Here is a 5,249-nt window from a genome sequence, read left to right as displayed (position 1 = left end):
TATAATTCCGGATTCTGAGTTTGAATGCCGGGTTGGTTAATTTCTACATTCTCGATGTCCGTCCAATCGCTACATGCTCCCAATATCAAGCTTGTTGCGAAGAACGATAAAACAGCCATTCCAAATTTGTTCTTCATACTATTTAGATTTTATTCGTTTAACAATCTAGGATTGCAGTCCCACCAGATATGGGTAGACATCTTGTCTCCTCCCTGTAATGTACTGACAATCTGTTCCACATTGGCTTTGTTGGTATTATACTCCTGTTGCGGATATTTCAACCGGCGGGCAAACTTCCCGTCTGCAACTTCATTGCTTTTGTTGTTGGGCGTGGAAAGCAACCTGGGATAACCCGTCCTGCGGAAGTCAGCCCATCCTTCCAGGCTTAGCGGGAAATTGGCAATCCATTTTTGAGTGATGATACGTTCCAGGTTTATCTCGTTGTCGGTCCCCTCCCATTTAACGGAAACGGCATTGCCGGGCAAAGCTGCCGTATATGTGCTTTTGGGGTCCTGATAACTGCCCGGTACAGTTGTTTTCTCCAGATAATTTTCCACATTGCTTATCCCGTGTTGAGCAAACGACAGGCGAATGCCCGTTTTATAATAGTTTTCGGCAGTATCTTCCGTATCCCATCCCTGTAAAGCGGCTTCCGCCCTTAGAAACATGACCTCGGCAACATTCATCCACATCAGCGGGGCGGTAGCGGTGACATTTATGTTTGAATACATCTTGGCATCAACCGCCGCGTATTCATTCCCGACTCGCAACCCGTAATATGCGTTAGTGATTGAAGGGTCTTTGAAAGTGCTTTCCAAGGCATAAACCGGACGACGCGGATCACTGTACGTATTCATATATGTCAGCAAGTCGGCGGCAATTCTGGAGTCTCCCCAACCGAATACCGTATAGAAAGGATTAAGGGAAACCGTCATAAAGGCATTGTCGTCATTGCTCCCCATGACCCCTACTTGCCCGTTTTCCGTACTTATGGCTTCTTTTACCATCTGTTCGGCCAATGGGGCGTCCGCATAACGGATGCGTATAGCCATACGTAATTTCAATGAATTGGCAAATTTAATCCATTTTTCCACTTTACCGCCGAATACCTGGTCGGCATTGGGAGAGAAGTCATTTGTACGGTTCAGCGTTAATGTGGCAATTGACTCCGATAGTTCCTGGAACATTTTCGTATAAATGCTTTTTTGAGTATCGAACGGAGCCGTCAGCTTGCCGTCGGCGCCTACCTGTGAATAAGGGATAGGCCCATATACGTCAGTGACCCGCACGATGGCCGTTACTTTCAATATTTCCGCTATAGCCAAAGGAATAGGGTCAGTAGTCGCTTTTTTAACCTCGGAGAGATTGGAGTAAATTTCAGGCATGATGTCCAGATATACCTTTCCGTTCCAGTCTTCCGACTGGTTGAAGAATGAGAATGAATTTCCCCAAGTCTTCGAATCCGCCATATAACCACTGAACACGCCGCCTAACAAGCATTCGGAAAACTGTGACAAATGCTCTCCTACGGGAATTACCACGCTTTGCATGCCGATAAGGGCCGCTCCGAGCTTATGTGCATCCCGTTCCATTTCACTATCGGTCACTTCATACGGATTTTTATTGTAGTCCATATAATTGTCCGTACAGGCAGTAGTCATGTATATAAACAATCCGCCTGACAGTAATAATTTTATAATCGATTTATTCATTGTATTTTAGTAAAAGAGATTAAAACTTGAATCGAACATTAAATCCCAGACTGCGTGCACTCGGAGTCATGAAATTGTCAATCCCCTGATAATAGTTGCCTGTCGTTGCAACGGCTTCCGGGTCAAACGGCGCTTTGCAATACAGCATCCAAAGGTTGCGTCCCACTAATGATACGGTAACGTCGGCAATCCCCCACAATTTATTTTTAGAAATCGTATATCCGACAGACGCCTCCTGCAAACGGACGTTGGTGGCGCTATACGTGTAATATTGGGGAATGCCGTTTTGTGCTCCGACCACCGAATACCACTTTTGTGCGTTTACCACATCGCCGCCGTTTATCGTCACTCCACCCATATCCCGCGCACTTGCCGATGCTTCGGACACTCCGTAATAATCGAGATAAGACTGGGTGGCGGAATATGCAATGCCTCCGAAACGTGCGGCAAGCATAAATCCGAAACTCAAATCTTTCCATTTGAAGTCATTACGCCATGAAAGGTTACATTTAGGGAATACGCTGCCGAGTTTGATATCACCGGAAGACACACTGGCAACCTCTCCCTTATCGTTAACATAGATATTGCCGTTGTTGTCGCGTTGCAAGTCTTTGACCGAATAAAGGTCGCCCAGGCTGCCACCCTTCTTTAAAACGAATTTGGCATCTGCCAGCCCACCTACTTCCAGGCGGTCCAACGTAATCATAACCCCTGTCTCAGGATGTCTGTAATTCTCCATTAATTCTAAAATCTCGTTCTTGTTTGCACTGAAAGTAACGGTAGAACTCCATCTGAATTTCCCATTCCAGTCATTATCATATCCTAGGGACAGTTCCACCCCTTTATTACGTACGCTGCCTGTTTGTACGTAGAGGGTAGAGTATTGGGAAGACACGGAGATATTCGGTTCAAATGTCTGATTATATGTCTTGGTGGTGTATAGTCCCAAGTCCAGACTGAAATGGTCGAGGAACCGGGCGGTAATACCGATTTCCCATGAATTGGTCTTTTCCGGTTTTAACTCGTACATCGGATAATGCGTCTTAACCGCCCATTTTTGTGTTTTTACATCCCATTCGTATGTCGGGTTTGCCAAAAAGCGGGGGAAAGGAAGCCCGACCGATGCATAAGAGGCTCTCAATTTCAAGAAAGAGATTTGTTCAGGTATGGGCAACAGTTCTGAAAGTATTACCGACCCGCCTATGGAGGGATAGAAGAACGCACTTTTCACGGAATTGGGACCTGCCAGTTGTGACGGCCAGTCGGTACGTCCCGTTAAAGTCAGGTAATAAGTACTTTTATAACCCAACTCCACACTGGCGAAGATAGATTGTGTCTGTTCGCGATAGCCGGACTGTGACCGTTTGGTCTTGTCATTGTCCAAGTGAAAAACGTTGAATACATTAGCGATTCCTTTCGTGTCGCTGATAGGGCCTTCATTGCCGAATACATCTTGTTGCATGTCCGAATAAGAGGCTCCAAGATTGGCTTGTAAACTCAATACTTCTTTGAAGGTCTTGTTGATATTAACCATGAAATCCGCATAAGTCTGCCTGTCGTCGGTCTGTTTGATACCATAAAGTCCGTTCTTCGAATTTTCTACCAGAATCTCATTGCTGGTAGCATACAGTTTACGGGTATATTTCGAGTTGGAATTATCTATGCGCACGCGACCGGAAACACTTAACCAATCCAGGATTTGATAACTCAAGGCCGCACTCAACATGTAACGGTTTTTATCTGTTTCACGAAGATTGCGGTAAGCAATCCAATAAGGATTTTGCCCGGTCAGCCCGGAGAAGTCCTGCGGCCAGTATTGCGTGTAGATTTTACGTGTCGTGTCATACCGTTCGTACATCTTAACATCGTTCCAATCGTCGCCGCGCGGGAATAAATAGGCGGTAACCAAAGGATTGGAATAAGTACCCTGGTTCACCATGTTACGGTCGTTTTGTTTGATATAATTAGCACTTACGTCTAATATCATCTTGTCTTTCAAGAAAGAAGTCGTGTTCCGGAAGGTAAAGTTATAGCGGTTGTAATCGTTATTGGGTATCATTCCGTCAGAATTTATCGCACTTGCCGAGAAATATGTCTGGTTGCGTTCCGTTCCCGTAGAAAGGGAAACTGTCTCGGTGGTGACAACTCCCGTCTGCAAGAAATCATCCATCGGAGAATAGCCCATATAGTTAGTTGCATTCAACTTATTTCCCCAACTTTTTTCTACCGAAGAGGTACTCGATAACAAATCTCCTGTTCCGTAACGGGTTTGAAAATCCGGTGTCCTGAAAGGACGCAGAAATTCGGTATTCTGGCTTACCGTCAGTTGTAACCGTCCTTCTTTTCCCTTTTTAGTGGTAATGACAATTGCACCGTTGGCGGCATGGCTTCCGTACAGTGCGGCTGCAGCGGCTCCTGTCAGTACTGACATTGATTCGATGTCCTCCGGGTTAATATCGGCGATGGCTTCTGTCGTTCCTTTTGAATCGTTTTCCTGACCGCCTTCACCTCCCAGGTTAAACATCGGTACTCCGTCAATCACATACAATGCATTGCTGGACTGGTTGATTGCTTTCGCACCGCGCATGACGACTTTGCTTGCACCGCCCACGCCGGAAGAGGAGCTGTTGATGGTAACTCCCGCGACCTTGCCGGACAAGGCGTTGATGAAGTTGGCGTCTTTATTTGTCAGCAGTTCATCGCTTTTTACTTCCTGAACATTGTAACTCAATGCTTTTGTCGCCCGTTTGATACCCAAAGCGGTAACGACAACTTCGTCTATGATTTGCGTGTCGTCAAGCAAAGTTATATTAATAAGGTTCTGTCCTTTCGACGGGACTTCCTGGGTTTTGTATCCAATATAAGAATAGATAACAATCGGGTTGTTATTTTTGGTTACCACTTTATAATTACCGTCTAAATCGGTTATGGTGCCGTCCGACGTTCCTTTTACCTGTATGCTTACACCGATTAAGGGCTCTCCCTTCGAGTCGGTAACTTGTCCGGTTATTGTACGTTCCTTGCCGGATTGCTGTTGTGAATCCGAAGCTTCCTTTTCGGACAGGTAGATGATGTTTTCTTCTATTTTATAGGTTATTTTCTTATCCTTTAAAAGGGTATTCAAAACCTGCTCTAACGAAATGTCTTTAACCTTTAGAGGCTCGACCGCCACGGTTGATAATTTGTCATTATAAAAAAACTGATACTTTGATTGAGCCTGAATCTGTTTAATCACGACTCCCAAAGTTGTACGGGGAGTTGATAAAGTCAACTGTGCCGTAGCCCATTGTATTGGAACTGCTATAAACAAAAGGATTAATAAAGCTCGAAATAAAGTTGATTTTCGAAGCAAATGTTTGTTTTTCATACATTTAATTTAATGGTAATACATTTTATTAAACTCTAAAAGAAAAGCGTCGACTTTCTCCCCTTTTGTTTATAAAACACCATCGATACAATAAACACTTAGTCTTATTTCTCATTTTTTCGAGAAAAATGGAAAATACCTCGAAAAGAATCTTTTTCACTTGTTTTTCT

General features: G+C 44.4%; 2 protein-coding genes. Both read right to left on the bottom strand.

Annotated features, from left to right (window positions below):
* Positions 1 to 149 precede the first annotated feature (149 nt).
* On the bottom strand, positions 150 to 1,712 hold the full coding sequence (locus tag Q5076_RS17750; RefSeq protein ID WP_303015128.1) for a RagB/SusD family nutrient uptake outer membrane protein: 1,563 nt from the start codon (positions 1,710 to 1,712) through the stop codon (positions 150 to 152).
* Between the two features lie 19 nt (positions 1,713 to 1,731).
* Positions 1,732 to 5,079 (bottom strand): SusC/RagA family TonB-linked outer membrane protein, encoded by a 3,348-nt coding sequence (locus Q5076_RS17745; protein ID WP_303015126.1) that lies wholly within the window; start codon positions 5,077 to 5,079, stop codon positions 1,732 to 1,734.
* Positions 5,080 to 5,249 lie beyond the last annotated feature (170 nt).

It is taken from the genome of uncultured Bacteroides sp. (assembly GCF_958445495.1).
In the GTDB taxonomy this organism is placed as follows: Bacteria; Bacteroidota; Bacteroidia; order Bacteroidales; family Bacteroidaceae; genus Bacteroides.
The sequence above is the reverse complement of the archived record's forward strand: the minus strand, read 5'-3'. Positions and strand labels throughout refer to the sequence as shown.

Coding starts and splice junctions, on each gene's coding strand:
- Q5076_RS17745 (WP_303015126.1), bottom strand. CDS start 5,079: ATGAAAAACAAACATTTGCTTCGAAAATCAACTTTATTTCGAGCTTTA.
- Q5076_RS17750 (WP_303015128.1), bottom strand. CDS start 1,712: ATGAATAAATCGATTATAAAATTATTACTGTCAGGCGGATTGTTTATA.